Origin of the sequence: Pseudomonas sp. WC2 (genome assembly GCF_050586545.1) — a bacterium.
Taxonomy (GTDB): Bacteria; Pseudomonadota; Gammaproteobacteria; order Pseudomonadales; family Pseudomonadaceae; genus Aquipseudomonas.
In genome coordinates this window covers 69,615-95,965 of record NZ_JBOBDR010000002.1, presented here as the reverse complement: position 1 = coordinate 95,965, position 26,351 = coordinate 69,615, and the positions used below count along the sequence as shown (strand labels likewise).

Here is a 26,351-nt window from a genome sequence, read left to right as displayed (position 1 = left end):
TGTTTTTGCGGTGCTCTTGAAAGGGTTGGCTATGCTTGTCTGACACACACGGCAGACGAGGGATTTATGGACGATCCAGTCGACAACAAACCGCCGACCTTCTGGCAAATGCTGCACAGCGTGATGGCCGCAGCTTTCGGGGTGCAGAGCGGCAAGAACCGGGCAAGGGACTTCACCCATGGCAAGCCCAGCCATTTCGTGCTGCTGGGCATTCTGTTCACCGCTGTGTTTGCGCTGACGCTGTTTGCCATCGTCAAACTGGTGGTGCATTTCGCTGGCGTATGACGGGGCTCCGCCACCAGCGGGCTTCAGATTGCCCAAATAACGGGACTACATCCGATAACCCGTCAGACGTAGTCCCGGCTAGTGCGGTTACTGATGACTGACCCAGAATACTGCCGTTCCAACGACCAGAATGATCAGGAACAGAATGGCCCATGCATCGACACTGCTATCGCTTTTTCTTGCCTTGGTCGGATTGCTCATTGCATCGCCTCTTATCGGTTTTATCGGTGATTGCAGAAAGACTCGACCACAGTTAAGACGATGATTGTCCGCACGACAAATGTGGATTAGTTGACAGTCATTCTCGTTAGGCGATTTAGTTCTTTACATATACTCAAACATCACTTTTGCGCATAACTGCAAACGGGTATATTGCCCCGGCTCCGTTAGGGAGTGCGCGGCCGTGCGCGCAGAATTGCAGAGGCACAATTCGGACTCCAGCAAGCGAAAACGCAGCGTTTTCCGAGTGGCCCAAGCCTGAGAACAGGACTTATATGTACGTATACGACGAGTACGATCAGCGGATCATCGAGGACCGCGTCAAGCAGTTCCGTGATCAGACCCGACGCTATCTGGCAGGTGAGCTGAGCGAAGAAGAATTCCGCCCCCTGCGCCTGCAAAATGGCCTCTACATCCAGCGTTTTGCGCCGATGTTGCGTGTGGCGGTGCCTTATGGCCAGCTGACTTCGCGTCAGATGCGCATGATGGCCAAGATTGCCCGCGACTACGACAAGGGCTACGCCCACATCAGTACGCGGCAGAACGTGCAGTTCAACTGGCCGGCGGTGGAAGACATCCCGGACATTCTGGCTGAACTGGCCACCGTGCAGATGCACGCGATCCAGACCAGCGGTAACTGCCTGCGCAACGTGACTACCGATCAGTTCGCCGGTGTTGCCGCCGATGAAGTGATCGACCCGCGCCCATGGTGCGAGATCGTCCGCCAGTGGACCACGTTCCACCCGGAATTCGCCTACCTGCCGCGTAAATTCAAGATCGCCGTCAACGGGTCGACCGCTGACCGTGCGGCCATTGAAGTGCATGACATCGGCCTTGAGCCGGTGCATAACGCCGCTGGCGAACTGGGTTTCCGCGTGTTGGTCGGCGGTGGCCTCGGTCGTACGCCGGTGGTTGGCGCGTTCATCAACGAGTTCCTGCCATGGCAGGACCTGTTGAGCTACCTCGACGCCATCCTGCGCGTGTACAACCGCTACGGTCGTCGCGACAACAAATACAAGGCGCGGATCAAGATCCTCGTCAAAGCCCTCACGCCGGAAGTGTTCGCCCAGAAAGTCGATGCGGAAATGGAGCACCTGCGCGGTGGCCAGACCACATTGACGGAAGCCGAACTGCAGCGTGTGGCCAAGCACTTCGTCGATCCGGACTACAAAGCGCTGGAAAACCAGACCGCCCAACTGGCCGATCTCGACAAAGAGCACGCCGGTTTTGCCCGCTGGCGCACCCGTAACACCCTGGCGCACAAGAAGCCGGGTTATGTGGCCGTGACCCTGTCGCTGAAGCCGACCGGCGTTGCCCCGGGCGACATCACCGACAAGCAGCTTGATGCCGTCGCCGATCTGGCCGACCGCTACAGCTTCGGTCAACTGCGCACGTCCCACGAACAGAACATCATTCTGGCCGACGTCGAGCAAAGCCAGTTGTTCACCCTCTGGGGCGAGTTGCGTGAAGGCGGTTTCGCTACGCCGAACATCGGCCTGCTGACCGACATCATCTGCTGCCCTGGCGGTGATTTCTGCTCGCTGGCCAACGCCAAGTCGATCCCGATCGCCGAATCGATCCAGCGCCGCTTCGACGACCTCGATTACCTGTTCGACATCGGCGAGCTGGACCTGAACATCTCCGGTTGCATGAACGCCTGTGGTCACCACCACGTCGGCCACATCGGCATCCTCGGCGTGGACAAGAAAGGCGAAGAGTTCTATCAGGTCTCCCTCGGCGGCAGCGCCAGCCGTGACGCGAGCCTGGGCAAGATCCTCGGCCCATCCTTCGCACAGGAAGCCATGCCTGACGTGATCTCGAAGCTGATCGACGTGTACGTTGAACAACGTACCGAAGACGAACGCTTCATCGACACTTACCAGCGTATTGGCATCGACCTCTTCAAGGAACGCGTCTATGCAGCGAATCATTAAGAACAACGAGGTCGTCGACGAAACCTGGCACTTGCTGCCCAAGGATTTCAATATCGACGAGATCAGCAACTGCGACGACTTGATCGTGCCGTTGCAACTGTGGCGCGAACACAGCCGCATGCTCAAGGCCCGCGACGGCGGTCTGGGTGTATGGCTGGACGCTGACGAAGAAGCCGAGGAAATCGGTGGAGACGTCGCCGAGTTCCAAGTGATTGCCCTGAACTTCCCGGCGTTCACCGACGGCCGCAACTACTCCAACGCCCGCTTGCTGCGCGACCGTTATGGTTTCAAAGGCGAACTGCGCGCGATTGGCGACGTGTTGCGCGATCAGCTGTTCTACATGCATCGCTGTGGTTTCGATGCCTTTGCCATCCGTGCGGACAAAGATCCGTATGAAGCCCTCGAAGGTCTCAAGGACTTCTCGGTGACCTACCAGGCCGCCACCGACGAACCGCTGCCGCTGTTCCGTCGTCGCTAAGCCTTCAGATTTAGCGCGGACAAAAAAACGCCGGTCATATGACCGGCGTTTTTTTATGCCTGCTGATTTACCAGAAGCGTTGCTGGGTCAGACGGCTCCACCAGCTCAGCAGCACGCGGTCGACTGAACCGCTGGCGGCCATGCCAATGCGCTCTTGCAGGCTTTTGCGCTCGGCGTAGTGCAGATGATAAACCTCGGACTTCTTCGCTCGTTCGGCGAGGTATTCGTCGCTGGTCTTGAGTTCGTCGACCAGTTGTTTATCCAGTGCGGCGATGCCCAGCCAGACTTCACCGGTGGCGACGTCATCGATCGCCAGTTGCGGGCGGTAACGTGCAACGAAGTTCTTGAACAACTGATGGGTAATGTCCAGATCTTCCTGGAACTTCTCGCGGCCCTTCTCGGTATTCTCGCCAAACACGGTCAGGGTGCGTTTGTATTCGCCAGCCGTCAGCACTTCAAAGTCGATGTCGTGCTTCTTCAGCAAGCGATTGACGTTGGGCAACTGTGCGACCACGCCGATCGAACCGAGGATCGCGAACGGTGCACTGATGATCTTCTCGCCGATGCACGCCATCATGTAGCCGCCACTGGCCGCGACCTTGTCGATGCACACGGTCAACGGCACGCCGGCCTCGCGGATTCGCGCCAGTTGCGACGAGGCGAGGCCGTAGCTGTGGACCATGCCACCGCCGCTTTCCAGACGTAGCACCACTTCGTCTTTCGGGGTGGCGAGGGTCAGCAGTGCGGTGATTTCGTGGCGCAGGCTCTCAGTCGCCGAAGCTTTGATGTCGCCATCGAAATCCAGCACGAATACGCGAGGTTTGGCCTCGGGTTGTTTCTTCTGTTTTTTCGCGTTTTTTTCGGATTTGGCCTCGCCCTTGCGCAAAGCCTTGAGCTGATCCTTGTCGAGCAGGGTCTGCTCCAGGCGTTCACGCAGGCCTTTGTAGAAATCATTGAGCTTGCTGACCTGCAACTGACCGGCCGACTTGCGCCGGCCCTTTGCGCGCAAGGCAGCAAAACTGGCAAGCACCACCAGAATGGCGATCACCAACGTGACAGTCTTGGCCAGGAAACTGGCGTATTCGGTGAAAAACTCCACAGCGACTCCTTAAAACATTGCGCGAATGTGAAACACACGCGGGATGGTTCCAGCATACCCATGCGCCGGCTCGGCGGCCAGCCGTGAAACCTCCGGCAACACCCCTGTAACGGGCATTTCAAACAAGCGTATGTTTTTTCATTGACAGCTCTTCGTCATCCTCATAACCTCGCCAAACCTTCAACGTACCGGGATGACGCGGACGTGGGCAGCATCTATCTGATTCGACATGGCCAGGCCTCCTTTGGTGCAGACGACTATGACGTCTTGTCGCCGACCGGTGTGCGTCAGGCAGAAATCCTTGGCCAGCACCTCGCTGAGCTGGGCATCAGCTTCGATCGCTGTCTCGCCGGTGACCTGCGTCGCCAGCAACACACCGCCACCAGTGCACTGGAGCAGTTCAGCGCCAAAGGTCTGTCGGTCCCCGTTCTGGAAACCGACTCCGCCTTCAACGAATTCGATGCCGACGCGGTGATCCGCGCCCTCCTCCCGGCGATGCTGCCGCAGGAACCGGAAGCCCTCGACATCCTGCGTAATGCCGCGCAAAACCGTGGCGAGTTTCAGCGCATTTTCGCCCTGATCATCGAGCGTTGGCTGGCCGGCACTTACGACACGCCAGGGCTGGAAAGCTGGCTGGGCTTCGTCGAACGGGTTCAGGGCGGTTTGCATCGAATCCTCGAACAGGCAGAAAAGAATCAGAAGATCGCCGTGTTTACATCCGGCGGCACCATCACTGCGTTGATCCACCTCATCACGCAAATGCCTGCGAAACAGGCCTTTGAATTGAATTGGCAAATCGTCAACACCTCGCTCAACCAGCTGAAGTTCCGCGGTCGCGAGGTGGCGCTGGCTTCCTTCAACAGTCATGCACACCTGCAGCTGATGAAGGCTCCGGAACTCATCACTTTCCGCTGAGTCCGGTTAACTGTGAACCTTGCTGTAATCAACCCATAAGGATCGAACCATGACCTCCGTAGCCGATGCCGTAAAAGCAATGCAAGCCAAGTTCAACCCAGCCGCTGCTGCCGGTCTGGATCTGGTCTTCGGTTTCAACATCACCGACGAAGACAAGCAATACTCGCTGATCGTCAAAGACGGCACTTGCGACATCCAGGAAGGCGAAAACCCTGACGCCAACTGCACGCTGGTGCTGGATAGCGAAACCCTGAAAGGTATCGTCAGCGGCGAAACCGATGGCATGCAGGCATTCATGGGCGGCAAGCTGCGCGTTGAAGGCGACATGATGCTGTCGATGAAACTGTCCGAGCTGTTCCCGTCGTAAGACGCCGGTCAGTTGCAAACGAATCCCGCCTATACGGCGGGATTCGTCGTTTCCGGGCTTGGACAAAGCAGCAATGGTTTCATCAGACCAGCATCAGCTCTTTCAACAGTCGGGTATCCAGTCCAAAGCGCTCTTGGGAAACCATTTTGAACTGCCCTTCCGCCAGCGCGCAGCTCACCAGCAGATTCCATGAATGCTGGGTCGCCGCCGAGGGGATCAGCACAAATGGATGCTCGGCCAATAACGCATCGGCAAACTGCTGTTGATTGTGAGAAGGCTTGGCTGGGCTCATCCAGTACGGATTGGGCAACTCCTCCGGCTGGACGATTTTCACCAGTGCCTGATTGGTCACCTCGAAGCACGTCAAAACGTGGGGTTCCTTATCCAGCGCGTCAAAACTTCCGTGAGCCGCTACTTCAAGAATCGCCGTGGAAGGATCAACTGAGGCATAAACGACGCGCCGGCCAGGCCGGTTCCATCGGCCGCCTACCCGCTCCGAGCCAATGCCACTGTCCCATGTGCGCTTGTACACTTCCGGGTCGATGCGCCACGCATACCAGTGATCATCCCAAGGCAACGGATTCATTGATAAACCCCGTGTTTCATGCGGTACAGGTAGGTATTCACCACCTGATACCCCAGCGGATTCTCGATGAGCTCCACGGGCCGGTATCCGTTGAGCCATTTGGTCGCTTTGTTCAACCACTCCTCGGCGCGTGCCTGCCCATGAAACACCTCGCTGGCGAATTCCAGCGCGTGCGCGTACTGGAAAGCGACCATGCTTTGCTGCTGACCGAGGCGCGTCGGTTTGGGTTCTTTCAGCAGGCGCTTTATGGTCCTGATGGACTTCCCTGTGATGAGCTGAACAAGCTCGCTCTCCCGGTACAGCTCCGACGTGGACAGCATGTTGACGACGTCCTGCAGATCAAAGCCTTCCTGCGTGTAACGAATGATGAACATGGGCTCTTCATCCCATGCCCGGCCACCCAACAGCACTGCCACAGGGTTGCCTTCGACCTTCATCAGCCCCGTGAACCGGGGCGCCTTTGCCGAGAACATGGCGCTACCCTCCGTTGGGCATCTGGCGCGGTCGTCACGCCAGAAAAAGCGCGGATGATAAATAGCTGTTTCATGCTCGATGTGAAGCGTTCGCATAGTCCATCCTTTGTCTGGGTTCGAGCGATCACGCCGCTCAGCGACTTCAATGTCAGATTCGATGCTATAGACCGAACGTCCGACGACCAACCTTAAAATGTCGTCGGAAAAATCCCCCAATACGCGCAAAACCTTCCGGTTTCCGTAGGACGTAAACACAGGAATATCCCCTCCCACCGGGAAAGCCCGATCACTTAGCGTCAGCCTGTGCCGGCCAAGCCGTGCGAAAGATACTTCGTCGCCGAAGGAACATTCGCTGACAGAACGTTGACCTCGATCACAGGGGCGCCGCCCCCCACTCTTTACTCTTCCGGCTCCATCGAAAGCCAGGGAAGGCTCACCCGGAGCCTGTGGCTGATCTCATCCAAGGAAGAACCATCATGCGCCCCCTCAAGATCATTCTGCTGTCGTCAGCGTTCAATGGCCTGACGCAACGTGCCTGGCTCGAACTGCGGCAGGCCGGGCATTCGGCCAGCGTGGTGCTGTTTAGCGATGAAACCTCCGTATGCGAGCAAATCGAGCACAGCGGCGCGGATCTGGTGATTTGCCCGTTTCTCAAAGACCGAGTGCCCCAGGCGCTGTGGAGCAATGCCCAGCGGCCGGTGGTGATCATTCATCCCGGCATCGTCGGTGATCGTGGCGCCAGCGCACTGGACTGGGCGATTACCCATGAGCTGTCCAGCTGGGGCGTCACGGCTCTGCAAGCGGTAGAAGAAATGGACGCCGGTCCTGTCTGGGCCACCTGCGAATTCAATGTCCCGAAGGGCCTGCGCAAGTCCGAGCTGTACAACGGCCGGGTCAGCGACGCGGCGATTCGCTGCATCCGCGAGGTGGTAGAAAAATTCGTCGAAGGCGTCGCGCCGGTGCCGTTGGATTACGCCAATTCCTCGGTGCGCGGGCGCTTGCAGCCGAACATGAAACAGGTCGACCGCAGCTTCAGCTGGCACGATTGCGCGCGATTCATCAAACGCTGCATCGATGCGGCAGATGGCCAACCCGGGGTGCTGGCGAGTCTGGGCGGCGGTCAGTATTACGTCTACGACGCGCACCTGGATTCGCGCAGCGGCACACCCGGCGCAATCCTCGCGGTGCATGACGATGCCGTGCTCGTTGCGGCAGGCGATCAAAGTCTATGGCTGGGCGCTCTGCGGCGAAAACCGCAACCCGGCGAAGAAACCTTCAAACAACCGGCAAGGCATGTGCTGGCCGGCCAATTGACGGAGGTGCCGGTGCTGGACTGGTCGATCGCCACGCAGCCGTTCAGCGAGGAAACCTATCAGCCGATCCGCTATTGCGAGTCCGGGCATATCGGCGAGCTGACATTCGAGTTCTACAACGGCGCCATGAGCACCGAGCAATGCCAGCGTCTGGTTGAAGCGTTGCGCTGGGCCAAGGCACGGGATACGCGCGTGCTATTGATCAAGGGTGGTCGCGGCAGTTTTTCCAACGGCGTGCATTTGAACGTGATTCAAGCGGCGCAGGATCCCGGTGCTGAAGCCTGGGCCAATATTCAGGCGATCGACGATGTCTGCGCAGAGCTGTTGAGCGCACGGCAACTGGTGGTCAGCGGCGTGACCGGCAATGCCGGTGCCGGCGGCGTGATGTTGGCCTTGGCGGCCGACATCGTCTTCGCCCGCGCCGACATCGTGCTCAATCCGCATTACAAGAGCATGGGTCTGTACGGCTCCGAATACTGGACCTACAGTCTGCCGCGCGCCGTCGGCCCGGCGATGGCCGAGCAATTGACCGAGGCCTGTTTGCCGGTAAGCGCGGTGCAGGCCTGGCAACTGGGGATGATCCAGGAAGTCGGCCCACGCTGCCCGGACGAGTTTTCGCTGTGGCTGGTGCAGCGAGCCGACGCGGTGCTGACTGATCCGACCTACGCCGCCGTGCGCGAGCGCAAGTCACGGATCGATCTGGTACGGGTCGAACAATGCCGTGAGGCCGAGTTGCGGGAAATGCAGGAAGACATGCTCTACAACCGCAGTCAGTTTGCCGAGAAGTGTCGCAATTTCGTGTACAAGCGCAAGGTTTGTGGCACGCCGGCGCGGCTGATTGAGGATTGGGCGCGGGTGAGTACGGTTGAGTTGGCCAGTTGATTTTGCGGTGACTGCTTTTCCCCTCACCCTAGCCCTCTCCCAGGGGAGAGGGAACCGAGCCGCGGATATTGGTGATCCACACCGACCTGTGGGTCTTGCTGTGAATTCATGATCGATTCGGGTTTTCAGGTCGATGTATGACGCAAGACACCTCGGTCAGTCCCCTCTCCCTATGGGAGAGGGTTAGGGTGAGGGTAACGGCTTTTGCCTTTACAATGCGCCCACCTCAAACACCGGCCACCCCATGGACATCGACCTCGCCCGCACCTTTCTGGAAATCGTTCGTCACGGCAGTCTCGCCGCGGCGGCGCAGAAACTCTTCGTCACGCAAACGGCGATCACCGCGCGTGTGCAGAAACTCGAAAGCCAGTTGGGCAGCACATTGTTCGTGCGCAACCGCGCCGGGGCGAAACTGACGCCCAACGGCGAGGCGTTCGTGGTCTACGCCAATCAACTGGTGCAAACCTGGGAAGCCGCACGCCGTGATCTGCCGCTACCCGAGGGTTATCACAACGTGCTGCACATCGGCGGCGAAGTCAGCCTGTGCAACCCGTTGATGCTCAGTTGGGCCGCCGAGCTGCGCGAGAAAATCCCCAGTCACGCCCTGCGCATGGAGATCCGCGACGGCGAAAACCTGTTGCGCCAACTCGAACTCGGCGTACTCGACGCCGCGCTGGTCTATCAACCGGAATACTGGCCCGGCCTACAGGTCGAGCAGGTGCTGGAAGAAAAACTGATTCTGGTGCGCACACCGGATCGCGCCGATCCCTACGTGTACATCGATTGGGGCCCGGACTTCCGCCGTCAGCACGATGCCGCCCTGCCGGAAAAAGCCAAAGCCGCGCTGAGTTTCAACCTCGGCCCGCTCGCCCTGCAATACATCCTCGAGCATGGCGGCAGCGGCTATTTCCGTACACGCGTGGTGCGCACCTATCTGGAAAGTGGCGCCCTGGAAGCGGTGACCAAGGCGCCGGAATTCGGCTATCCGACTTACCTCGTCTACTCCCGTGATCGCGATTCGCTGATCCTCCAGCAAGCCTTCGATCTGCTGCGCGAAGTGATCAAGGCCGATGACGACTGGTCTCAGCGCTGGAATCCTTTGAGCTGAATCCTGCGTTTTACACCGGAGCATGGCGCAACTGACCTCTACGCCCGGCCTGCACAAATGGCGGGATCGGCTAATCTGCCGGGTATGACCACAATACCCGACAGGTGAACGCAGTGAGGCAGACCACTGAGGTATTCCGCAGCCGTTATCGCGCGGCGATTCACCCGCGCTACAACCCTTGGCTGCACGGTGGATTTGTACTGGCGTTCGGTGTGCTGGCCATCGCCGCGTTCTGCAGCAGGGTGCAGCAGGTCACTGCCCTGCAATGGCTAACGGTGCCGCTGACCCTGCTGTTCTTCAACTTCGGCGTGTACATGGTCCATCGCCATTTGGGCCATCATAAAAAATCCTTCGCAAAAATGTTCTACGCCCGGCATGCCGGCGACCATCACAGCTTCTTCGCGCCCGGCCACATGACCTACGACAGCGCTCGCGACTGGCGGGTGATTCTGTTTCCGGCGTGGCTGATTGTCCTGCATACGCTGGTGATCACCTTGCCGCTGTGGTGGCTGATCGCGCAGGTCAACGCCAACATCGCCGGCTTGTTCGCGGGCTCGATGGTGTTGGGTTATCTGACCTACGAGGTGTTTCATGCCTGTGAACACCTGCCGCCGAGCAATCCGCTGACGCGCTTGCCTTGGATTCGCCAGATGCGCCGTCTGCACGAACTGCATCACCGCCGTGAGCGCATGCAGGAGCGCAACTTCAATATCGTCTTGCCGTTGATGGACTACCTGTTCGGCACCCTTTACTGGGAGCCGGAACCCGCCCCGTTGAGTTATACGAGAATGCCCATGACCCGCATGCAGCACCAGATCGACATCGCCGGCGACCCGGTCGCCGTCCTCGCCTACGCCGCCAGCGTCAGCCGCTGGCCGGAGTGGCATCCGTCGTCACTGAAGATCGACGGCGCGCACGGTCCGCTGCATGCCGGTGCGCACTTCGAGGAGGACATCAATGCCGGTGGTCGCGAGGGGCATTTGCGCTGGGAAGTGACGGAATACCTGCCCGGACGGCGCTGGTGCGCTCGGGCCCAAGGCGATCACGGCTTGTCGCTGCTGTTGACCTACGAGTGCGCGGCGCAAGGACCCGGCACGCGATTTGTGCGCACCCTGGATTATCGTTTCGAGGGGCTGGGCATGCGCATCGCCAATCAGTTGCTGCTCAAGCGGCGCATTGATCGCGAGTCCGCCGCATCGCTGCTGGCGTTGCGTGACATGGCCGCGCAGTCCATCACCTCTGCGAGGGCCAGCGCGTGAAGGTGCGCAACGTCTTGTTGCTGCTGGTCCTGATCGTCATTGGTTTTCTGCTGCTGATGCCAACCCGCATCGAGCCGGTTGCGTGGAAGCCCCAACCAGCGCCCTCGTTGGTCGAGGGCATCTACGCCGAGAATCAGAAACTCAAAGCTGCGGCGAAGATAGGCCCGAGCGACATCGAAGGCCCGGAAGCGCTGCTGCTGGAAGAGGATTTTCTGATCACCGGGCTGCATGACGGGCGCCTGATCCGCAGCAGCCTCGATGGCAGCCAACGCAAAGTGCTGGCCGACACCGGCGGTCGTCCGTTGGGCTTGGCCCGCCATCCGAATGGCTTGCTGGTGATTGCCGACGGGGTCAAAGGCTTGCTGTCCCTCGACGCGCAAGGGCAATTGATTCCCCTGACCACCGCTGCCAATGGCCTCGACTTCTGTTTCACTGATGACGTGGCGATCGACAAATCCGGGCATTTCGCTTACTTCAGCGACGCCTCCAGTCGTTGGGGCTACGGCCATGACGGCGAGGCGATCATCGAACACGGCGGCGATGGGCGATTGCTGCGCTATGACTTCCAGACCGGAAAAACCGTGGTGCTCCTGGATAAACTGCAGTTCGCCAACGGCGTCACCCTCGGCCCGGACGAAGCCTATGTGCTGGTCAACGAAACCGGCGCCTATCGCATCAGCCGCTATTGGCTGACCGGCCCCAAGGCTGGCACCCATGACCTGTTCATCGACAATTTGCCGGGGTTGCCGGACAACCTTGCCTTCAATGGCAGCAACCGGTTTTGGGTCGCGCTGTATGCGCCGCGCAACAAGTTGCTGGACGCCACCGCCGGGCATCCGTTTCTGCGCAAGATGATCGTGCGAGCATTGAAAGTGGTGCCGGCACCGGTGGACACGCGCGGGTTTGTGCTGGGGCTGGATCTGGAGGGCAAGGTGATTGCCAATCTGCAGGATGCGAGCAGCGGGAATTATTCGCCGATTACCACCGTGCGCGAGTATGGGCAGTGGTTGTATTTCGGCTCGTTAAAGGCCACGCATATGGCGCGGATGCCGTTGGATGCGGCGCTGAAGTGATCCTGGTGGATCTGTATTGGACTGACTGACGGCATCGCTAGCAGGGCTAGCTCCCACAGGGTTTGTGTTGATCGCAGGATTTGAGCTCGACACAACCCACTGTGGCAGCCAGCCCTGCTGGCGATGGCGGTCTGTCAGTTACTGGATTTATCGAACTTGTCCGGATCTTCGTCTTCAGGCAGATCTTCATCCGGCTCTTCAGGATTGGCGGTGGTGTGCGCCGGGCTGTTGGGTTCGGGATGGGTCGGAACCGGGTCAAAAGCGCCCTGCTCTTCACTGGGGAATTTGGGGTCGTTCATAAGGCACCTCGCAAAGAGTCGGTAGAAGGAGACTCTGAACATTCGAGGTGCCGGTGGTGGCTGTCGTTCCAGTCGATTCACCACCGACGGTCGGTGGCGCGACTGGCGGTCAGGATCGAGCCTGTAACTGCTGGACAATCTTGTCTTTGACCTGCAAGCGTTTCTCTTTGAGTTTTTTCAGCGTGTCATCGCTGGGGGCATCCGAGGTCGCCGTCTCGGCCTTGACTACCTCGGCGTCTGCCTGGGAATACTTGTTGATCAGTGCGTCCAGATGCGGATCCGCGGTGCGTTTTTGCTGGATCTCTTCCTTCGTCAGTTTCAAGTCCTGTAACAAATCATGGGTCACCGGCATGGAACACCTCCGTCAGTTGATCGGCAGGCCCACGCGACCGATTCCGCGGGCCCGTTATCAGAATGGCCTCGGTTGAGCGCTTCTGTCGACTCCCTGTCAGACCAGCGGTGCCCGTTCGTCGCCCTGTCGCAAATGCGATCAAACCTTTGATCGTCTCCTCGCCTCCATTGAGTAACACCAACAAAAACTGCGTGGAGATACATCAATGGACGGATTCAAACTGCGTCATCTGTTTCTGGCTGTCGCTTTGAGCACTGGCATGGGCAGCGCCTTCGCCGCGACTGACAATGACTTCGTCGATAACGCCGCCGCGGGTGGCATTGCCGAAATCGAAACCAGCCGCTTGGCGCTGGAAAAGAGCCAGTCTGCAGACATCAAAGCTTTCGCCAATATGATGATCACCGATCACGGCAAAGCCAATGATGAACTGGCAACCATTGCCAAGGCCCACGACATTGAAGTCCCGGACACCACCACCCTGGTCAAACAGGCCAAGGAAAAAATCCTCGAAGTGCGCGATGAATCCTTCGACGCTGCTTACGCCAATAATCAGGTGAAAGCGCACGAAGAAACCATCGAGCTGTTCAAGAAGCAAGCGAATACCGTGACCGATGACAAGGTCAAAGGCGCGCCTGAACTGAAAGCGTTTGCGCAGAAAATGCTGCCGGCGCTGGAGAAACATTTGGCCGCGGCCAAAGAATTGCAGGCCAAACACCCAAGCAAGTAACGTTCAAGCGAAAAAAAGGCCGCATCCCATGGATGCGGCCTTGTCGTTTCTGCGGGAATCAACCACCATCGGTGTCGATATCTGCATCCGTTTCCTCGCCCGGTTTCGCGCGATCCGGTTGCGGCTCGAAGCCCGGGCTGAACTCGTTGTCGTTGTCGGTATGTTTTTGCTTCTGATCCACTTCAGGATCGGCACTTTGCGCCTGCTCTTTCTCACCCTGCTGCTGGGTCGGCGCCGGTTGTCCCGGCACTTGCGGGTCAATTGCCGGGTCGTTGCGGTTGATCGGCTCGCCTGATGGGTTCTGATGCTGTTTCGTTTGCTCGTTCATGACCACCTCGTTCGTCAAAGCGGCCCGGCAGAATCCCGCCGGCCCTTGAAGATTCGAAGCCTGCACCGCGCCAACGTTCAAAACATCGTCGCATTCCTGCCACGCCGACTAGAGTTACCGGGACGTTCATTGCGCCAAATCAAAAAAATCCACGCCAGAACGAACAACTATTTCAAACGGCAAATGTCGATGTTTTCGCGCCGATCACATTGCTGAATCGGCCCCCCATTCGCTACGGAGCAACAGTCACATGGCAGCACTGCAGAACAGCACACTCGATGCGATGAAAAACCAACAATCCCAACTGCTGGGCGAATGGATCAATGGCCTGCAAACCAGCGGTGCCACGCGTAATCTGAAAGACCACGACGTGCAGCAACAGACCAGTGAATTCCTGCAACTGGTGGTCAGCGGTATCGAGAATGACAACGGCACCAACATCGCCGCGCAGGGCTGGGAAGCCACCCGCCAGTTCCTCGAAAAGCTCTCCCACAGTCGCGCCCTGCTCGGTCAGGACTCGCAACAGACCGCGAGCTTCATCTTTGCCCTCAAAGGCCCGCTGTTCAACTTGCTGCAAGCGCATTACAAAGAACAACCGGCGCTGCTCGCCGAGCAACTCTGGGAAGTCTCCGAACTGCTCGACGCATTCGGCCTGCACACCATCCGCACCTTCCAGAAATCCCGTGAAGCGGTGATCAAGCGTCAGCAGGAGGAACTGCTGGAGCTGTCGACCCCGGTGGTCAAGCTGTGGGACGGCGTATTGGCGCTGCCGATGATCGGCACCCTCGACTCGCAACGCACGCAAGTGGTGATGGAATCGCTGCTGCAACGCATCGTCGACACCGGTTCGGAAATCGCCATCATCGACATCACCGGCGTGCCGACCGTCGACACCCTGGTCGCCCAGCACCTGCTGAAAACCGTCACCGCGATTCGCCTGATGGGTGCTGATTGCATCATCAGCGGCGTGCGCCCGCAGATCGCACAAACCATCGTGCATCTGGGCCTCGACCTGCAAGGCGTGGTGACCAAGGCCAATCTGGCTGACGCACTGAAACTGGCCCTGACCCGTCTGGGTGTCAGCCTCGTCAAGACGGCTTGAATATGGAACGTATCCCGATTCTCCAGATGGGCAAGTTCCTGCTCGTGACCATTCAGGTCGACATGCATGACCAGCTCGCCCTCACCTTGCAGGACGATTTGTCCGAGCGCATCAGCAAGACCTCGGCGCGTGGTGTGCTGATCGATATCTCGGCACTGGACATGGTCGACTCGTTCATTGGCCGGATGATCAGCACGATCTCCGGGCTGTCGAAAATCATGGACGCTGAAACCATGCTGGTCGGCATGCAACCGGCAGTGGCGATCACTCTGGTCGAACTCGGCCTGACGCTGCCCGGTGTCAGCACGGCATTGAACGTCGAGCGCGGGATGAAGCTGCTGCAGGAACGAGTAGACAGGCAATGACCGTACGCAGCAGCGGTACTCAACCCATTCATATCGAGCAAGACGTCGTGCTCGCCCGCCAGACCGCCCGCAAGCTGGCGACAGAGTGCGGCATGCGCCTGATCGACCTGACCAAAATGGTCACCGCCGTGAGCGAGCTGGCTCGCAACACCATGGTTTACGGTGGCGGCGGCGACATGGACTGGCAGATTCTCGATGAGGATCACAAGGTCGGTCTGCGCCTGACATTTCGTGATGAAGGGCCGGGGATTCCCGACCTGAAACTGGCGATGACCGACGGCTGGACCTCCGGCAGCGGCATGGGGCTGGGTCTGACCGGCGCCAAACGTCTGGTCGAAGAGTTCGAACTGGACACCGAGCCCGGCAAAGGCACTCGAATAACGATTACCCGATGGACATGAATATCATCGGGTCGCTGACCCAGGTCCTGTTGATCGAAGACAGCAGTCAGATTGGCCACGCCCGGCGCACCGCGCAGCAACTGGCCGAGCAGCATGGCTTTGACGAGCGCGATGCCGGGCGTGTCGCGCTGGTTGCCACGGAACTGGCCAGTAATGTGCTCAAGCACGCCACGCACGGCGAACTGCATCTGCGGGTATTACCTCGCCCTGCGGGTTTCGGTATCGAAATGCTTGCGGTGGATCGTGCGCAGGGCTTTGATCTGGAAGCCTGCATGGCCGACGGGTTTTCCACCGGGGGCACGCAGGGTATCGGCCTCGGCGCCGTTTCGCGGCAGACCGAAGTATTCGACGTCCATGCCGACGCTCGTGGCGCGGTGCTGTTGGCGCGTCTTTACCCACGCACCGACCGCGATGCGGATCTGCGTTATGGCGTCAGCCAGCACTCGTTGCATGACGATCCGGCGTGCGGCGACGTCTGGCACCTGACGTATGAAGGCGCCAGCGTCAGCGCATTGGTGATCGATGGCCTAGGGCATGGCGAGGACGCCGAACGCGCCGGTCGTGCGGGCGCGCAAGCCTTCGCCCTGACGCCGTTTGCCGACCCGGTGATGCTGATGGAAGACATGCACCGCGACATGATCGGCACCCGCGGTGGCGCGGTTGCGTTCACCCAGTTTGACGGCAGGCGCGACAGCCTGACCTTCGCTGGCGTGGGCAATATTGGCGCCAGTCTGATCGCCGCTGACAAATCCCGCGGTCTGGCTTCGCACCCGGGTATCGTCGGCGTGCAATACCGAAAAGCCCGGCCTTTTGACTATGCTCACGTGAACGGACATCTATTGATCATGTACAGCGACGGCTTACAGTCCCGTTGGAATTTACAAGACTACCCCGGCCTGGTGCATCGCCACCCCGCCGTGATAGCCGCCGTCCTGCACCGCGATTTCAGTCGCGGGCGGGACGATGCAACAGTATTGGTCGTTGCCCTGGAGGCCGCCTATGGCTGAGTCACCGAATCTGAGCAACGCTGAACAGGCTGCGCTTATCGCACAGTTGCAGAGCGAAACCGTGGCTTTGCGCGAAGAGCTCGATGAGACCAATCAGGGCGTGCTGGCGCTGTATGCCGAACTTGACGAGCAAGCCGAAGAATTGCGCCAGGCCTCGGATCTGAAAAGTCGCTTTCTGTCGTACATGAGCCATGAGTTCCGCACGCCACTGGGCTCGATCCTCAGCATCAACAGCCTGCTCGCCGATGAACTCGACGGCCCGCTCAGCCCTGAACAACACAAGCAGGTGGCGTTCGTCAGCACCGCCGCCCGCGAGTTGAGCGACATGGTCGATGATCTGCTCGACCTGGCAAAAATCGAGGCTGGGCGGATCAGCATTTCCCCGGCGTGGTTCGACATGTTCGACCTGTTCTCGGCGCTGCGCGGGATGTTTCGGCCGATTGTCGACGCCTCCGCGGTCGACCTGATTTTCGAAGAACCGGTCGGTTTGCCGCGCCTGTACACCGATGACAAGAAACTCGGGCAGATCCTGCGCAACTTCATTTCCAATTCGCTGAAGTTCACTACCCGTGGCGAAGTGCGGGTATCGGCGCGCCTGGAATGCGAAGACAAAGTGCGTTTTGCCGTCAGTGACACCGGAATCGGTATCGCGCCGGAGCTGCATGGTGCATTGTTCGAGGACTTTTCCCAGGTCGACTCGCCGTTGCAGAAACGTCTGCGCGGCACCGGGCTGGGCCTGTCACTGTGCAAACGCTTCGCGGCCCTGCTCGGCGGTGAAGTCGGGCTGGAAAGCACGCCGGGGGTCGGTTCGACCTTTTTCGTGATCATTCCACTGGCGATCGCTCTGGAGAACGTCGATGAAACGTGACATCCGCCTGTTGATCGTCGACGACAACGTCGCCACTCGCTACGCCTTGCGTCGCCGGCTGGAGCGCCACGACTACGTGGTGCTGGAGGCCGGCACCGGCAGCGACGGCCTGGCGCTGATCGAAAGCGAAGTGCTTGATGCGCTGATCCTCGACGTCAATCTGCCGGACATGAGCGGTTTCGACATCGTGCGGATTCTGCGTGCCGACAGTCGTACCGCATTGCTGCCGGTGATTCACGTCTCCGCAGCATCGATCCAGACCGGCGACATCATCACCGGCCTCGACGCCGGCGCCGACGCTTACCTGATTCACCCGGTCGACCCGGACGTGTTGCTGGCGACCCTGCGTACGCTGTTGCGCGTGCGCGACACCGAAAATGCCCTGCGCGAGAGCGAGGCGCGCTTCCGGGAGATTTTCGTCAACGTATCAGCGCCGATTGCGGTGCTCGACGCCCATCTCAAAGTGCACGAGTGCAACCATGCTTTCGCCCAACTGATTGTCGACAATACCGACACGCAAACGCTGCGCGAATGCTTCGCCGACGATCAAAGCGCCATCCTCAACGAACTGCGCCTGCGCCTGGTCGATGGCGAGCGTTGGAAAGGCACGCTGAACATGCGCGTGCTGGGCGAGATCCGCGAAACCGAGTGGCAGATTTCGCCGTATCGCACGCCGGAATTGAGCCTGGTGTTCGTCGAGGACGTGACCGAACATCGCCACCGCGAACGCTCACACCTGGCGCGACTGGACGACACCACCACGCAACTGGCCAAGGAAGTCGCCGAACGCGTGCGCGCCGAATCGCAGCTGCTGCAAGTGCAGAAGATGGACGCGCTGGGCAAGCTCACCGGCGGCATTGCCCACGACTTCAACAACCTGCTGACCGGGATCATCACCAGTCTGGAACTGATCCAGAAACGTGTCGCCGATCAGCGTCTGGACAAAGTGCAGTTTTACTCCGAGGCCGCCCTGAATTCGGCCATGAGTGCCGCATCGCTGACCCATCGTTTGCTGGCCTTTGCCCGACAACAGCCGCTGGACACACGGCCTGTGGACATCAACGAGCAAGTGCGTTCGCTGGAAGAATTGCTCGTGCGCACCATCGGTGAACGGATCAATCTCAAGCTGGAATTGACCAGCAAACCGGCGATCGCTTTGGTCGATCCGGTGCAGCTGGAAAGTGCGGTACTCAACCTGGTGATCAACGCCCGCGACGCGCTGCCTTCGGGTGGCAATGTCTGGGTCAACACTTACGCCGCGTATTCCCATGGCGATCCGAATCTGGCCGATGGTGCGTATGTGGCGCTTTCGGTGCGTGATGACGGTACCGGGATCGAACACAACGTGATCGACAAGGTGTTCGATCCGTTTTTCACCACCAAACCGTTGGGCCAGGGCACGGGGCTCGGGTTGTCGACGATCTACGGTTTCGCTCGCCAATCCGGCGGCGATGCGCACATCCGCAGCGTGGCCAGACGTGGCACCGAAGTGACGATCATGTTGCCCGCGACCAGCGACCCGACCGGCGCGGACATCCCCGCACCGGTGGTCGATCCGCAAGGCTCGGGTGAGCATGTGTTGATCGTCGAAGACATGCCGTCGGTGCGCATGTTCGTCAATGAGGTGCTGGAGGATGCCGGCTATCGCTGCACCCAGGCGGCGGACATCGAAACGGCGCTGGAGCGCTTGCAGAATGATCCCTCGATCAACCTGCTGCTGACCGACGTCGGCCTGCCGCGCATGAGCGGACGGGAACTGGCAGATGTTGCGCGGGGTTGGCGTGAGGGTTTGCCGATCCTGTTCATGACCGGTTACGCGGAAACCGCGATCAACCGCCAGGTGTTTCTCGGCAGCGGCATGGACATGCTGGTCAAACCGTTTCAGATCAGTGAACTGCTCGAAAAGGTCCGCCGCACGCTCGACGGCGCCTGATCCAATGTGGGAGCGAGCCTGCTCGCGAAAGCGGAGTGTCAGTCACAGATGAAGTCACTGATCTGACGCCTTCGCGAGCAGGCTCGCTCCCACAGGGGCTTGTGTGTGCTGATATCCAGTTCACACCACAAAAACTTGTGGACGCCGGTCAGAACAGCGCAATTACCGGCTCAACGCTCTAGCCAAAAACGGCGCAGTCTTGCTCTTCTTGCTCGCCGCGACTTTCTGCGGCGTACCCGCTACGACAATCCTGCCGCCCTGATCCCCGGCCCCCGGGCCGATGTCGATCACCCAGTCACTTTGCGCCACCACGCGCATTTCATGTTCGACGACGATCACCGTGTGCCCCGCCGTCACCAGCGTATCGAGTTGTTCCAGCAACCGATCGACATCGCGCGGGTGCAGGCCCGTGGTCGGTTCGTCCAGCACATACAAGGTTGCGCCGCGTTGATTGCGTTGCAGCTCGGTGGCCAGTTTGATCCGTTGCGCTTCGCCGCCGGACAGTTCCGTGGCCGGTTGGCCGAGGCGCAGATAGCCCAGGCCGATGTCGCGCAAGACTTCCAGCGAACGACGAATCCCCGGCTGCTCGGCAAATACCGTCACCGCTTCATCGACGGTCAATTGCAGCACCTGGGCGATGCTCAAACCCTCCCAGAGAATCGCCAAGGTCTGCGGGTTGTACCGCGCGCCGTGACAGGTCGGGCACGGCGCGTACACGCTGGGCATGAACAGCAACTCAACGCTGACAAAGCCCTCACCCTCGCAGGTGTCGCAACGGCCCTTGGCGACGTTGAAGGAAAACTGCCCGGCGTCGTAGCCCTCCGCCCGTGCTTCGTGCGTCGCGGCGAACAGCTTGCGCACGTTATCGAACAGCCCGGTGTAAGTCGCCAGATTGGAGCGCGGTGTGCGGCCAATCGGTTTCTGATCGACCTGCACCAGACGCTTGATCGATTCCAGCCCTGAGGTCACCTGACCGGTGCTGACCTGCGGGGCGTCGTCTTCGAGACTGATTTCTTCAGGCTCAGTCTCCACCGCCGGACGCCCCAACTGCGCGCCGACCAATTCCAGCAACGCCTGACTGACCAGACTCGATTTGCCGGAGCCGGACACACCCGTCACCGACGTAAAGCAACCCAACGGGAACTCAGCGCTGAGATTGTTCAGGTTGTTGCGGGTGATGCCGTCGAGTTTCAGCCACGCGGTTGGTTTGCGCGCCGTTCGCGCCTGACGCCCGGACTGATCAAACAGGTAGGCGCGCGTCTGCGAGGACTCAATCTCGGCCAGTCCCGCTGGCGGGCCGCTGTACAACACCTGCCCGCCCTTCTCGCCCGCCGCCGGGCCGACATCGATCAACCAGTCGGCACGGCGCATGGTTTCCACGTCATGCTCGACCACAAACAGGGTGTTGCCGTCAGCCTTCAAACGCTGCAAGGCCTCGAACAGCGCCTCACCGTCGGCCGGATGCAACCCGGCGGACGGCTCATCGAGTACATAGATCACGCCAAACAACTGCGAACCCAACTGCGTCGCCAGGCGCAAACGCTGCAACTCCCCGGACGACAGCGTCGGCGTACTGCGCTCCAGCGCCAGATAACCGAGGCCCAGATCAGTCAGCGTACTTACTCGCTCCAGCAGGTCCTCGGCAATGCGCTGCGCCGCCAGACGCTTTTCCAGCGACAGGTTCGGCGTGTGCCGCACGTCTGGCGCGCTGGCGTGGCCACTGGCGCCGTGGGCGACGCGCTGCTGACGCGCCTCGCGGGTTTGCGCATGGCTCAAGGTCTCGCCGGTTTCGTCGGCGTGTTCGAGGTAAGTGGCTGCCGCGACCGGCCTCAATACTTCGGCCACTTGCAGCAACGGCATCTGTGACAACTCGCCAATGTCGTAGCCGGCAAACGTCACCGACAACGCCTCATGCTTGAGGCGCTTGCCATCACACAGCGGGCAAGGACTGCCGAGCATGAACCGCGAGACGCGCTTCTTCATCAACGCACTTTGCGAATGAGTAAACGTGTGCAGGATGTAGCGCCGCGCACCGGTGAAGGTGCCTTGGTAACTCGGCTCCATCTTGCGCTTGAGGGCGACGCGGGTTTCCTCTGGGGTCAGCCCGGCGTACACCGGCACGGTCGGGGTTTCTTCGGTAAACAGAATCCAGTCGCGCTGCTTTTTCGGCAGTTTCTTCCACGGGATGTCAACGTCGATGCCCATGGTCACAAGGATGTCGCGCAGATTCTGCCCCTGCCACGCCAAGGGCCAGGACGCCACGGCACGCTGGCGGATGGTCAGGTTCGGGTCCGGCACCATCAGCGCCTCGGTGACTTCGTACACCCGACCGAGGCCATGACAATCCGGGCAAGCGCCTTGCGGCGTGTTCGGCGAGAAGTCTTCGGCGTAGAGCATCGGCTGCCCCGGCGGATAACTGCCGGCGCGGGAATAGAGCATGCGGATCAGGCTCGACAACGTGGTGACGCTGCCCACCGACGAGCGCGTGCTCGGCGTGCCACGCTGCTGTTGCAGGGCCACGGCCGGCGGCAAGCCTTCAATGGAATCGACATCGGGCACGCCGACCTGATCGATCAGCCGTCGCGCGTAGGGCGCCACGGATTCGAAGTAACGCCGCTGGGCCTCAGCATACAAAGTGGAAAAGGCCAGCGACGACTTGCCAGAACCGGACACCCCGGTGAACACCACCAGCGCGTCGCGAGGGATATCGACGTCGACGTTCTTCAGGTTGTGTTCACGGGCGCCACGCACCCGGACCATGCCGGCCGGCGCTTTCGAGTTTCGCTTGGAAGTCATGGACGGGCCTTGCTTGAGGGCTCAGGCACTCAGCACCGCGCGCAGCATCTGCAGCAACGCTTCCGGGCTGTAAGGTTTGCCGAGCAAATGGGTTTCGGGGCTCAGTTGATGATTGCGCGAGATGATGTCGCGGGTATGCCCGGAGGTGAACAGCACCGGCACCGGCGGCGTCTGCACCTTGGCCCAGGCGGCCAGATCGGAGCTTTTGATCAGCCCGGGCATGACCACGTCGGTAAAGATCAGATCGACGTCGACGCCTTCGAGGAGCATTTGCATGGCCACATCGCCATTACCGGCGGTGAGCACGCGATAGCCTTCCTCACGGAGCAACTCGACCGCCGAGGTGCGCACCGCATCATTGTCCTCGACCACCAGAAGCGTCTCGTGACCGCCGCTCTGCTGTTTCTGCAGATTTGGCGATTCATCCAGAATCGGCCGCAGGCTGCGCGGGAAGTACAACTGCACCTGGGTGCCTGCACCCAGTTCACTGGCGATATCGACGTGCCCGCCGCTCTGTTTGACGAAGCCGAACACCATACTCAGACCGAGCCCGGTGCCTTGGCCGTCGGCTTTGGTAGTGAAGAACGGTTCGAACACCTGCTCGAGAATCTGCGCCGGGATGCCCGCGCCGGTATCGCTGACCGCAACCCGGACAAAATCCCCGGGGACGATGCCTTTGCCACTGCAAAACTCGCGGTCGAGTCGAACATTGGCAGCGCTGAGGCCGATGGTGCCGTCACCCTTCATGGCATCGCGGGCATTGATCGCCAGATTGAGAATCGCGTTTTCCAGTTGATTGCGGTCGACGTTGATGTGCCACGGTTCCTGCGGCAACTGCACGTCGATCTGAATGGTTTCGCCCAGCGCCCGTTGCAGCAATTCGCCGACACCATCGAAGATCTGCTGCGGGTTGCACACCGCCGGCGACAACGGTTGGCGGCGGGCAAACGCGAGCAATTGCGAAGACAGCTTGGCGCCGCGCTCGACCGCCGCCAGCGAGGCGCTGACCCGGCGCTGCACATTGGCGTTATCGGGTTCGTGGCGCGAGAGCAAATGCAGGTTGCCGGCGATCACTTGCAGCAGATTATTGAAGTCGTGGGCCACGCCTCCGGTGAGCCCGCCAATCGCTTCGAGCTTCTGCGATTGGCGCAATTGCTCTTCCGCCGCCAGGCGCGCTTCTACCTCAGCGGCCACACGCTGTTCGAGGTTGCGGGTGAATTTGAGCAGGGACTCTTCGGCGATCTTGCGCTCGTGGATGTCGATCAACACACCCGGGAAGCGCAACGCCTCGCCGTTCGTGTCGAACTCACAAGCGCCGCTGGCCAGCACCCACATATAATTGCCATCGCTACGCTGCACGCGATATTCGGCGTTGTAAGGCTCGCCGGTCTGCATGGAATACGTGACCCGCTCCTGCACCCAGGCGACGTCATCGGGGTGGATGCGCGACTCAGCGATGTCCTGAGGCAGATTGCTCAGGTCCTGCTCCGGCGGATACGAGAACGTGCGGGCAAAACGCTCGTCAGCCGACAGCACGTTGTTTTTCACGTCCCAGACGAACGAACCGAGCAAGGCCCCGGCATTCAACGCCAGTCGCACCCGCTCGTTGTCGGCCCGGTAGGCGTCTTCGGCAGCCTGGCGCAGGCGCTCGGATCGCATGAACTCCGTGGTTTCCACCACCATCGCCATGACGCCCGCTGGTTGTCCGTCATCGTTGGCCACCGGGCTGTAATACAAATCCATCCAGACGTCTTCGGGGACGCCGTCGCGCAGCAGTACCAGTTCCTTGTTGCGAAACGATAGCGTGCCGCCGGCCAGACAGGTCTCGACCACATCCCGGTTGAACTCGGCGACTTCCGGCCAGCCCAGCTCAACCGGCACACCCAGCAAGTAAGGATGGCGACCACCGGCAAATATCGAATAGGCATCGTTGTAGATCATGTAACCGGCACGACCCCAGAGCATGACCATCGGCAACGGCGAAGCCAGCATCAATTGCACCGAGGCACACAGGCTGGCTGGCCAGGTGCCCAGTGGGCCAAGTTCAGTGAGGCTCCAGTCAAAGGCGCAAATGCGCCCGGCCATCTCGCCTTTCCAGCCGTCACAACCGTGGCTATCGGATAAAAACTGCATCGACTGACTCAGTGTCCTGTGGTTATTGCCCGATAAATCGCGACGCCAACACGACGCGACGCCCGTCTGTTTCGAGCGTCTTGAGTCGTATTGGTTTCATAAAAGGTATAGCCGATTTCATCCTCGCCCGGGCTCAGACGCCGATCAAATGCTTGAGCGGATGGTAGCCAGTTTTCATCTTCGCGGCGACGTCGAGAATGGCTTTTTCGATGCCGTTCAAATGCATGCAGGTCAGTTCGATGGCGGCGCTCTGATTGCCGGCCTCGATGTACTCGATCAGGCGCAGGTGTTCATCGTCGCGGCAGGCTTCATGGCTGTCGTCGTCCAGGGCGGCGGCGTACAGCGAAGCGCGGGAGATCAGCTTCTGGAACCAGTCGAGCAACACCGGATTGTTCAGGCTGCGCGCCAGTTTGATGTGGAACTCGCCGAGCAGATGGATCAGCCGCTCGTGGTCGCCGGCAGCGTGGGCTTCGTCTTCCAGCAGCAAGTGTTCGCGCAAATCCTGCATCGCGGCCGTGTCCTTGCGGCGACACAGCTCGGTGACGATGCCGATCTCTATCAGCCGGCGGGTTTCGAACAGCGAACGGATCTCTTCATTGCTTGGCAACGACACCGATGCCCCTTTGTTGGGCTCGGTGGTGACCAGGCCATCAGCCTCCAATTGCTTGAGCGCGGCTCGAACCGATGTGCGGCTGACATTAAATAATTCGGCCAATGAGGCCTCGCCCAACTTCATCCCCGGGCGCAACGAACGCTTGCTGATCGCCTCGTAAACCCCTTGGTAGACGCGGTCGACCGTAGTTTCCAGTTTCTTCTCGGTCATTCGAACACTCCTTTAGCGTCGGGCAACCTACCCCTGGCGATGGCTGGCCATGGAAAAAGGGGGTTGCGCACGCAGATTAATCCGGGTATTTCTAAATTGCATTCAGATATTGCATACAATAAATAGAGGATTGCACCATTATGGGTCAACCAATAGCAATTGAAGTGCGCAACGTCTCTAAGCGGTATTCAGACGATCCTGGCCTTGCGCCAGCCCTCGACAACGTTTCGGTGAACATCGCCGACAACGAATTCTTCACCCTGCTCGGCCCCTCGGGCTGCGGCAAAACCACTCTGCTGCGCACCATCGCCGGCTTCGAACACGTCAGTGAAGGCGAGATTCGTCTGGCGGGCGAACCGGTCAACGATCTGCCGCCATTCAAGCGCCGGGTCAACACGGTGTTCCAGAGTTACGCGCTGTTTCCGCACATGAGTGTCGCGCAGAATATCGCCTTCGGGCTCGAGATGCAGGGTCTTGATCGCAAGTTGATACCAGATCGGGTCAATGAAATGCTCGCGCTGGTGCAAATGGAGCATCTGGCCGGGCGCAAACCGGCGGAATTGTCCGGCGGCCAACAGCAGCGCGTGGCTCTGGCCCGGGCCTTGGCGCCGAAACCGAAAGTCCTGCTGCTGGATGAACCGCTGTCGGCGCTCGACCTCAAGCTGCGCAAGGAAATGCAGGTCGAACTCAAGCGCGTACAGAAAGAAGCCGGCATCACCTTTATCTTCGTCACCCACGATCAGGAAGAAGCGCTGACCCTGTCCGATCGCATTGCGGTGATGTCCGCCGGCAAGATTCTGCAGATCGGCACGCCGACCGACATTTACGAACACCCGAAACACCGTTTCGTCGCGCAGTTTATCGGCGACATCAACTTCCTCCCTGGCCAACTCAAGCACGGCGAGCAAAACGAAAAGCTCTTCGTGCCCAACGGCATGCCGATCGAAATTCCCTGCCAGCAACAGAGCTTTACTGGCAGCAGCGTGCAACTGGCATTCCGCCCGGAGCGCTCGCAACTGGTCGACGCCAGCCAGCCGCATCACCTGCGCGGGATCATCGAAGCCGTGCTCTACGTTGGCACGGCGACGCTGTACCAGTGCCGGTTGAACAACGACATCAAAGTCATGCTGCGCGAAAACAACGAAGGCCTGAACCAAAGCCGCGCGGTCGGCGAACGCGTTGCCGTGCATTTGCCGCCGCACGCCTGCCTGTTGATGGAGGCCTGA

General features: G+C 60.0%; 26 protein-coding genes. 17 read left to right on the top strand and 9 right to left on the bottom strand.

The annotated features are described in order from the left end of the window. Positions 1 to 66 precede the first annotated feature (66 nt). The 3 genes from ACQ4OE_RS02465 (at position 67) to ACQ4OE_RS02455 (ending at position 2,916) form a co-directional block, all read left to right on the top strand. Entirely contained in the window at positions 67 to 285 is a 219-nt protein-coding gene (locus tag ACQ4OE_RS02465; protein ID WP_122590792.1) for a DUF2970 domain-containing protein, read from the top strand. Positions 286 to 779: 494 nt separating this feature from the next. After that, positions 780 to 2,438: a nitrite/sulfite reductase gene (locus ACQ4OE_RS02460; RefSeq protein ID WP_122590790.1), complete on the top strand. Its 1,659-nt coding sequence runs from the start codon at positions 780 to 782 to the stop codon at positions 2,436 to 2,438. Continuing rightward, positions 2,422 to 2,916 (top strand): DUF934 domain-containing protein, encoded by a 495-nt coding sequence (locus tag ACQ4OE_RS02455; RefSeq protein WP_430945548.1) that lies wholly within the window; start codon positions 2,422 to 2,424, stop codon positions 2,914 to 2,916. Before ACQ4OE_RS02460 ends, ACQ4OE_RS02455 begins: the two co-directional genes overlap by 17 nt. 67 nt (positions 2,917 to 2,983) lie before the next feature. Here the strand turns inward: ACQ4OE_RS02455 and sohB are convergent, their stop codons facing one another. Continuing rightward, positions 2,984 to 4,015 carry a protease SohB gene (sohB, locus tag ACQ4OE_RS02450; RefSeq protein WP_430945547.1) on the bottom strand — a complete coding sequence of 344 codons (1,032 nt, stop codon included), beginning with the start codon at positions 4,013 to 4,015 and terminating at the stop codon, positions 2,984 to 2,986. Between the two features lie 204 nt (positions 4,016 to 4,219). On the opposite strand from sohB, the gene ACQ4OE_RS02445 reads away from it, so the two are divergent. Together ACQ4OE_RS02445 and ACQ4OE_RS02440 are read left to right on the top strand one after the other, a co-directional pair. Beyond that, positions 4,220 to 4,930 carry a histidine phosphatase family protein gene (locus ACQ4OE_RS02445; protein ID WP_122590787.1) on the top strand — a complete coding sequence of 237 codons (711 nt, stop codon included), beginning with the start codon at positions 4,220 to 4,222 and terminating at the stop codon, positions 4,928 to 4,930. Positions 4,931 to 4,979: 49 nt separating this feature from the next. After that, entirely contained in the window at positions 4,980 to 5,297 is a 318-nt protein-coding gene (locus tag ACQ4OE_RS02440) for an SCP2 sterol-binding domain-containing protein (protein WP_007912567.1), read from the top strand. Positions 5,298 to 5,379: 82 nt separating this feature from the next. Here ACQ4OE_RS02440 and ACQ4OE_RS02435 read toward each other — a convergent pair whose 3' ends face one another. Next, positions 5,380 to 5,883, bottom strand: coding sequence for a type II RES/Xre toxin-antitoxin system toxin (locus tag ACQ4OE_RS02435; protein ID WP_122590785.1), 504 nt, complete (start codon positions 5,881 to 5,883; stop codon positions 5,380 to 5,382). Next, positions 5,880 to 6,611, bottom strand: a complete 732-nt coding sequence (locus ACQ4OE_RS02430) for an antitoxin Xre/MbcA/ParS toxin-binding domain-containing protein (protein ID WP_430945546.1) — start codon at positions 6,609 to 6,611, stop codon at positions 5,880 to 5,882. Before ACQ4OE_RS02430 ends, ACQ4OE_RS02435 begins: the two co-directional genes overlap by 4 nt. Positions 6,612 to 6,832: 221 nt before the next feature. Here ACQ4OE_RS02430 and ACQ4OE_RS02425 point away from each other — a divergent pair, with 221 nt between their 5' ends. The 4 genes from ACQ4OE_RS02425 to ACQ4OE_RS02410 all read left to right on the top strand — a co-directional run bounded on the left by ACQ4OE_RS02425 (position 6,833) and on the right by ACQ4OE_RS02410 (position 11,991). Further along, the gene (locus tag ACQ4OE_RS02425) at positions 6,833 to 8,551 is read left to right on the top strand and encodes a hydrogenase maturation protein (protein WP_430945545.1); all 1,719 of its coding nucleotides are present in this window, start codon (positions 6,833 to 6,835) and stop codon (positions 8,549 to 8,551) included. A gap of 244 nt (positions 8,552 to 8,795) precedes the next feature. Further along, entirely contained in the window at positions 8,796 to 9,659 is an 864-nt protein-coding gene (locus tag ACQ4OE_RS02420; RefSeq protein WP_430945544.1) for a LysR family transcriptional regulator, read from the top strand. Positions 9,660 to 9,772: 113 nt separating this feature from the next. Continuing rightward, positions 9,773 to 10,918: a sterol desaturase/SRPBCC family protein gene (locus tag ACQ4OE_RS02415; RefSeq protein WP_430945543.1), complete on the top strand. Its 1,146-nt coding sequence runs from the start codon at positions 9,773 to 9,775 to the stop codon at positions 10,916 to 10,918. Positions 10,919 to 10,974: 56 nt separating this feature from the next. Continuing rightward, positions 10,975 to 11,991, top strand: coding sequence for an SMP-30/gluconolactonase/LRE family protein (locus tag ACQ4OE_RS02410; RefSeq protein WP_430945757.1), 1,017 nt, complete (start codon positions 10,975 to 10,977; stop codon positions 11,989 to 11,991). A gap of 134 nt (positions 11,992 to 12,125) precedes the next feature. On the opposite strand, the gene ACQ4OE_RS02405 is transcribed toward ACQ4OE_RS02410, so the two are convergent. After that, on the bottom strand, positions 12,126 to 12,290 hold the full coding sequence (locus ACQ4OE_RS02405; RefSeq protein ID WP_007912545.1) for a hypothetical protein: 165 nt from the start codon (positions 12,288 to 12,290) through the stop codon (positions 12,126 to 12,128). A gap of 109 nt (positions 12,291 to 12,399) precedes the next feature. Then, entirely contained in the window at positions 12,400 to 12,642 is a 243-nt protein-coding gene (locus ACQ4OE_RS02400; protein WP_430945542.1) for a YdcH family protein, read from the bottom strand. 205 nt (positions 12,643 to 12,847) lie between these two features. On the opposite strand from ACQ4OE_RS02400, the gene ACQ4OE_RS02395 reads away from it, so the two are divergent. Beyond that, the gene (locus ACQ4OE_RS02395) at positions 12,848 to 13,369 is read left to right on the top strand and encodes a DUF4142 domain-containing protein (RefSeq protein ID WP_122590777.1); all 522 of its coding nucleotides are present in this window, start codon (positions 12,848 to 12,850) and stop codon (positions 13,367 to 13,369) included. A 58-nt stretch (positions 13,370 to 13,427) separates the two neighbouring features. On the opposite strand, the gene ACQ4OE_RS02390 is transcribed toward ACQ4OE_RS02395, so the two are convergent. Beyond that, positions 13,428 to 13,697 (bottom strand): hypothetical protein, encoded by a 270-nt coding sequence (locus ACQ4OE_RS02390; RefSeq protein ID WP_430945541.1) that lies wholly within the window; start codon positions 13,695 to 13,697, stop codon positions 13,428 to 13,430. 250 nt (positions 13,698 to 13,947) lie between these two features. On the opposite strand from ACQ4OE_RS02390, the gene ACQ4OE_RS02385 reads away from it, so the two are divergent. From ACQ4OE_RS02385 to ACQ4OE_RS02360, 6 genes are read left to right on the top strand one after another with little or no spacing between them, the layout of a single operon-like run. After that, on the top strand, positions 13,948 to 14,799 hold the full coding sequence (locus ACQ4OE_RS02385) for an STAS domain-containing protein (protein ID WP_122590774.1): 852 nt from the start codon (positions 13,948 to 13,950) through the stop codon (positions 14,797 to 14,799). A gap of 2 nt (positions 14,800 to 14,801) precedes the next feature. Continuing rightward, positions 14,802 to 15,164 (top strand): STAS domain-containing protein, encoded by a 363-nt coding sequence (locus ACQ4OE_RS02380; protein ID WP_007912539.1) that lies wholly within the window; start codon positions 14,802 to 14,804, stop codon positions 15,162 to 15,164. Further along, on the top strand, positions 15,161 to 15,565 hold the full coding sequence (locus tag ACQ4OE_RS02375; RefSeq protein WP_008084828.1) for an anti-sigma regulatory factor: 405 nt from the start codon (positions 15,161 to 15,163) through the stop codon (positions 15,563 to 15,565). Before ACQ4OE_RS02380 ends, ACQ4OE_RS02375 begins: the two co-directional genes overlap by 4 nt. After that, positions 15,562 to 16,572, top strand: a complete 1,011-nt coding sequence (locus tag ACQ4OE_RS02370) for an ATP-binding protein (RefSeq protein WP_430945756.1) — start codon at positions 15,562 to 15,564, stop codon at positions 16,570 to 16,572. The genes ACQ4OE_RS02375 and ACQ4OE_RS02370 overlap by 4 nt, the downstream gene beginning before the upstream one ends. Beyond that, on the top strand, positions 16,565 to 17,440 hold the full coding sequence (locus tag ACQ4OE_RS02365) for a sensor histidine kinase (protein WP_430945540.1): 876 nt from the start codon (positions 16,565 to 16,567) through the stop codon (positions 17,438 to 17,440). Before ACQ4OE_RS02370 ends, ACQ4OE_RS02365 begins: the two co-directional genes overlap by 8 nt. After that, entirely contained in the window at positions 17,430 to 19,373 is a 1,944-nt protein-coding gene (locus tag ACQ4OE_RS02360; protein ID WP_430945539.1) for a response regulator, read from the top strand. The genes ACQ4OE_RS02365 and ACQ4OE_RS02360 overlap by 11 nt, the downstream gene beginning before the upstream one ends. A gap of 162 nt (positions 19,374 to 19,535) precedes the next feature. Here the strand turns inward: ACQ4OE_RS02360 and ACQ4OE_RS02355 are convergent, their stop codons facing one another. The 3 genes from ACQ4OE_RS02355 to ACQ4OE_RS02345 all read right to left on the bottom strand — a co-directional run bounded on the left by ACQ4OE_RS02355 (position 19,536) and on the right by ACQ4OE_RS02345 (position 25,125). Continuing rightward, on the bottom strand, positions 19,536 to 22,169 hold the full coding sequence (locus ACQ4OE_RS02355; protein WP_430945538.1) for an excinuclease ABC subunit A: 2,634 nt from the start codon (positions 22,167 to 22,169) through the stop codon (positions 19,536 to 19,538). A gap of 21 nt (positions 22,170 to 22,190) precedes the next feature. After that, on the bottom strand, positions 22,191 to 24,302 hold the full coding sequence (locus tag ACQ4OE_RS02350; RefSeq protein ID WP_430945537.1) for an ATP-binding protein: 2,112 nt from the start codon (positions 24,300 to 24,302) through the stop codon (positions 22,191 to 22,193). Positions 24,303 to 24,435: 133 nt separating this feature from the next. Beyond that, entirely contained in the window at positions 24,436 to 25,125 is a 690-nt protein-coding gene (locus tag ACQ4OE_RS02345) for a GntR family transcriptional regulator (protein WP_007969663.1), read from the bottom strand. Between the two features lie 140 nt (positions 25,126 to 25,265). On the opposite strand from ACQ4OE_RS02345, the gene ACQ4OE_RS02340 reads away from it, so the two are divergent. Beyond that, on the top strand, positions 25,266 to 26,351 hold the full coding sequence (locus ACQ4OE_RS02340) for an ABC transporter ATP-binding protein (protein WP_430945536.1): 1,086 nt from the start codon (positions 25,266 to 25,268) through the stop codon (positions 26,349 to 26,351).

Excerpts from the sequence above, each read along its gene's own strand:
- ACQ4OE_RS02465 (WP_122590792.1), top strand. The coding sequence starts at position 67 with ATGGACGATCCAGTCGACAACAAACCGCCGACCTTCTGGCAAATGCTG.
- ACQ4OE_RS02460 (WP_122590790.1), top strand. The coding sequence starts at position 780 with ATGTACGTATACGACGAGTACGATCAGCGGATCATCGAGGACCGCGTC.
- ACQ4OE_RS02455 (WP_430945548.1), top strand. The coding sequence starts at position 2,422 with ATGCAGCGAATCATTAAGAACAACGAGGTCGTCGACGAAACCTGGCAC.
- ACQ4OE_RS02440 (WP_007912567.1), top strand. The coding sequence starts at position 4,980 with ATGACCTCCGTAGCCGATGCCGTAAAAGCAATGCAAGCCAAGTTCAAC.
- ACQ4OE_RS02435 (WP_122590785.1), bottom strand. The coding sequence starts at position 5,883 with ATGAATCCGTTGCCTTGGGATGATCACTGGTATGCGTGGCGCATCGAC.
- ACQ4OE_RS02425 (WP_430945545.1), top strand. The coding sequence starts at position 6,833 with ATGCGCCCCCTCAAGATCATTCTGCTGTCGTCAGCGTTCAATGGCCTG.
- ACQ4OE_RS02420 (WP_430945544.1), top strand. The coding sequence starts at position 8,796 with ATGGACATCGACCTCGCCCGCACCTTTCTGGAAATCGTTCGTCACGGC.
- ACQ4OE_RS02410 (WP_430945757.1), top strand. The coding sequence starts at position 10,975 with ATGCCAACCCGCATCGAGCCGGTTGCGTGGAAGCCCCAACCAGCGCCC.
- ACQ4OE_RS02405 (WP_007912545.1), bottom strand. The coding sequence starts at position 12,290 with ATGAACGACCCCAAATTCCCCAGTGAAGAGCAGGGCGCTTTTGACCCG.
- ACQ4OE_RS02400 (WP_430945542.1), bottom strand. The coding sequence starts at position 12,642 with ATGCCGGTGACCCATGATTTGTTACAGGACTTGAAACTGACGAAGGAA.
- ACQ4OE_RS02395 (WP_122590777.1), top strand. The coding sequence starts at position 12,848 with ATGGACGGATTCAAACTGCGTCATCTGTTTCTGGCTGTCGCTTTGAGC.
- ACQ4OE_RS02390 (WP_430945541.1), bottom strand. The coding sequence starts at position 13,697 with ATGAACGAGCAAACGAAACAGCATCAGAACCCATCAGGCGAGCCGATC.
- ACQ4OE_RS02385 (WP_122590774.1), top strand. The coding sequence starts at position 13,948 with ATGGCAGCACTGCAGAACAGCACACTCGATGCGATGAAAAACCAACAA.
- ACQ4OE_RS02380 (WP_007912539.1), top strand. The coding sequence starts at position 14,802 with ATGGAACGTATCCCGATTCTCCAGATGGGCAAGTTCCTGCTCGTGACC.
- ACQ4OE_RS02375 (WP_008084828.1), top strand. The coding sequence starts at position 15,161 with ATGACCGTACGCAGCAGCGGTACTCAACCCATTCATATCGAGCAAGAC.
- ACQ4OE_RS02370 (WP_430945756.1), top strand. The coding sequence starts at position 15,562 with ATGAATATCATCGGGTCGCTGACCCAGGTCCTGTTGATCGAAGACAGC.
- ACQ4OE_RS02365 (WP_430945540.1), top strand. The coding sequence starts at position 16,565 with ATGGCTGAGTCACCGAATCTGAGCAACGCTGAACAGGCTGCGCTTATC.
- ACQ4OE_RS02360 (WP_430945539.1), top strand. The coding sequence starts at position 17,430 with ATGAAACGTGACATCCGCCTGTTGATCGTCGACGACAACGTCGCCACT.
- ACQ4OE_RS02355 (WP_430945538.1), bottom strand. The coding sequence starts at position 22,169 with ATGACTTCCAAGCGAAACTCGAAAGCGCCGGCCGGCATGGTCCGGGTG.
- ACQ4OE_RS02350 (WP_430945537.1), bottom strand. The coding sequence starts at position 24,302 with ATGCAGTTTTTATCCGATAGCCACGGTTGTGACGGCTGGAAAGGCGAG.
- ACQ4OE_RS02345 (WP_007969663.1), bottom strand. The coding sequence starts at position 25,125 with ATGACCGAGAAGAAACTGGAAACTACGGTCGACCGCGTCTACCAAGGG.
- ACQ4OE_RS02340 (WP_430945536.1), top strand. The coding sequence starts at position 25,266 with ATGGGTCAACCAATAGCAATTGAAGTGCGCAACGTCTCTAAGCGGTAT.